Source organism: Mesorhizobium sp. M7A.F.Ca.US.014.04.1.1, assembly GCF_003998745.1.
Taxonomy (GTDB): domain Bacteria; phylum Pseudomonadota; class Alphaproteobacteria; order Rhizobiales; family Rhizobiaceae; genus Mesorhizobium; species Mesorhizobium ciceri.
Window position 1 is genome coordinate 1 of sequence record NZ_RZRW01000701.1, and the last position, 2,684, is coordinate 2,684.

Genomic DNA, 2,684 nt, shown 5'->3' on the forward strand with positions numbered 1-2,684 from the left:
ACCAAGTGGCAAGATCTCCACAATCCCGATACAGCCATAGCCTGAGAAAAGTGCGAACCGAGATAAGCCTTGCGGAAACCAGCCGCCCGATCAGGTTTCTTGGGTTGACTGCCGTATCCAACGACGGTTCGAAGAGTTCGGTGGCCAGCAATCTCGCTACGCTCTACTCGATGTCGGGCCTGAAGACGCTGGTGATTGACGCCGACATCCGGCGCCCGACCATGACCCCCTCGCGGCTTCTGAGCCAGTCGGGAGCCCTCGACCTACCGTGCCAGGACCCTGTCCGTCTCAACATCGTTCGTGCTGCGGGGCGGCCGTTCGACATCCTTTCCAGTTCGACCGTGGACGCCAGACACCTCCTGGCGCCTAGCAAGATGGAGGCGTTCCTCTCGGAGCTAGCCGCTAGTGACCTTGCCGCCAACGGACTTCCTGCCTACGACATTGTCATACTCGACCTGCCGACGCTTGCCTCGGGTGCCGACGAACTGATTGTCGGATCTGTCCTGGACGGCGTGGTGATCGTTGCCGAGTGGGGCAAGACACAGGTCCAGACGCTGCAGGAACTTGTCAAGACGTTGCAGGCCTGCAGGACCCCGATACTAGGCGTACTCTTGGCCAGGGTCCGCGCGCCCAAGCGCCGCAAAGCATGAAACCGTAGCGAGACATTCTCCTTCGGAAGTTGCAAAAAGTCTAGGAGGATCATTCCTTGGGATTAGGGGGATAGCCCCTGAGCGTCACGCTACCTCCTTTGCCCTTCTTGTCGACAACCTCCGACCTTGGAAGAGTGCAACAACAAGTCGAAACAGCGATTGTTCCATGACAACGAACGCCTTCGAGTCACATCAGGCAGCCCCGATCTGGGTTCAGCCATCTCTGCCTATCCCGTCCGACAGCCGAACGGCAGTCCTGCACGTCCTTCCCGCATCCGACAACAACGGTGCCGGGGCAGTGTTGACGGACCTTTCGCCCGCGCTCAGCTTGGGAACGACGAACCCTCCTGTGGGCGGTCTCCTGAAGCGCATCATGGATCTGGTAGTAGCATTCACGGCGCTTATGGTTGCCGCGCCGGTAATGATTGTCGTTGCTCTGCTGATCAGGATGACGGCAGGAGGCCCGGCAGTGTTCTCGCATAGCCGCATCGGCTTTGGCGGAAAGCCATTCGATTGCTACAAGTTCCGCTCGATGGTCACCAATTCGGACGAAGTTCTGAAGTCATTTCTCGACAGCAACCCTCAAGTCAGGTTGGAATGGGAGGAGACCCGCAAGATCAGGAACGACCCCCGCGTCACGGTGCTTGGGTGGATGCTGCGTAAGTCGAGCCTCGACGAACTCCCGCAATTGTTCAACATCATCCGCGGCGACATGAGTTGTGTGGGTCCAAGGCCCATCGTCAAGGACGAACTAAAATGCTACGGCGACCACTTAGGGGAATACCTTCGGGCAAAGCCCGGGCTCACCGGTCTGTGGCAGGTGAACGGAAGAAGCAGCATGGACTACGCCAACCGCGTGAAGCTGGACTGCCAGTATGTGCGGAACTGGTCGGTTTGGCTCGATATCGTGATCCTGTTCAGGACGGTTTTCGCAGTCATACGTTTCGACCGGGCTTCCTGAAGTCCCGCCGTGTCACCTTTCCTTGCGCTTCCGGTGGACGGACAGGGACAGACCGATGATATAGGCGCCAGCCAAGACGAATGACAGTATCAGGAACTTAGTGACGGTCACGTAGCCCGGCAACCCGAGCCCATTCCAGGCAAAGCTTCCGACCACAAGCAGCGCAGTCGCCGCGATCAGCGCAGGAGCCTTGAAGCGCAGTCCCATCAGAACGCCTGCCGCCGATATAGCGATTACACTCATGAGCACCGACATCTCCAGTGATACCCGCAGGAACTGATCGCCTCACTGCGGCAGGGAAGGCATCGTCAGCGTGCCCACTGATATGCGGCCTCAAAGTGCAAGGCAAGTGCCGCCGGAAATTGCTAGCATGGTCGGCCAGATCATTGAACTTGAAGCGAACCAGTTCAAAGAAAGGTGCGCGGCGGTTTTCCGTGTGGAACAGCAGAAAAACAAGCACCTGCAGCGAGCTGGCAGCTCCGCCCACTCTGAACCGCTCTGGCCATGACGCCGGCGCGTTCTTTACCCGTCCAGGCGGCCACCAACGGTCTCGGGTTCGGGGGTCATGTCGAAGGCGTTGCGAGCCGGCACCCGCGCCAATCATGAAGCCTGTCAATTGGTACCTTGAACAGAAACCGTCCCTGCCTGGACGTCGTCCTCTACAGGTAGAGCAGCCAAGCCGGACGGCGGGGCGGGGATATCGATCTTCACGGTATCGCCTGGCTCGATCGGCGTCGTTTCCTCAGCCGTGAGTTCTTGCGAGCCGCTGTCCGTCGTCCTCACGATCTTGAAGATCGGCTTGGCCCTTTCGGCGCGCTCTCTAAGGGCGAGCAGAGCAGGGGCCGTGACCTCGGTATCGTGCAACAACTGCACCGCGGTGTTGGCCTTGCTGGTCACTTCATTGAGCTGCAGTTGCGTCTCGCGCAAGGCAGCAGCGACTTCGCTGGCTTGGCTATTGCCGAGGTTGAGGATCTCGATGTCGGTCTTGCTTATCTCCTGCCTGACTCGCAAGAGCGAGGTCTCGGCAACCAACCTGTCGCTCTGCATCTGTGCGACCGTTCCCTGTAGAGAGA

At 59.1% G+C, this 2,684-nt stretch carries 5 protein-coding genes; 3 read left to right on the plus strand and 2 right to left on the minus strand.

The features are described 5' to 3' along the window. Positions 1-104: 104 nt before the first annotated feature. Together EOA22_RS30170 and EOA22_RS30175 are read left to right on the plus strand one after the other, a co-directional pair. Entirely contained in the window at positions 105-650 is a 546-nt protein-coding gene (locus EOA22_RS30170) for a CpsD/CapB family tyrosine-protein kinase (RefSeq protein ID WP_127370227.1), read from the plus strand. A gap of 166 nt (positions 651-816) precedes the next feature. Further along, a complete protein-coding gene (locus EOA22_RS30175) occupies positions 817-1,611 on the plus strand; it encodes a sugar transferase (protein WP_244514449.1) in 795 nt (264 codons plus the stop codon). Positions 1,612-1,623: 12 nt separating this feature from the next. Here the strand turns inward: EOA22_RS30175 and EOA22_RS30180 are convergent, their stop codons facing one another. After that, positions 1,624-1,854 (minus strand): hypothetical protein, encoded by a 231-nt coding sequence (locus EOA22_RS30180; RefSeq protein ID WP_127219079.1) that lies wholly within the window; start codon positions 1,852-1,854, stop codon positions 1,624-1,626. Between the two features lie 127 nt (positions 1,855-1,981). Between EOA22_RS30180 and EOA22_RS37810 the strand changes: the two genes are divergently transcribed. Then, complete coding sequence (locus EOA22_RS37810) at positions 1,982-2,119, plus strand: hypothetical protein (RefSeq protein ID WP_155924994.1); 138 nt, start codon at positions 1,982-1,984, stop codon at positions 2,117-2,119. A gap of 104 nt (positions 2,120-2,223) precedes the next feature. Here EOA22_RS37810 and EOA22_RS30185 read toward each other — a convergent pair whose 3' ends face one another. Then, positions 2,224-2,658: a hypothetical protein gene (locus EOA22_RS30185; RefSeq protein WP_127390458.1), complete on the minus strand. Its 435-nt coding sequence runs from the start codon at positions 2,656-2,658 to the stop codon at positions 2,224-2,226. Between the last annotated feature and the right edge of the window lie 26 nt (positions 2,659-2,684).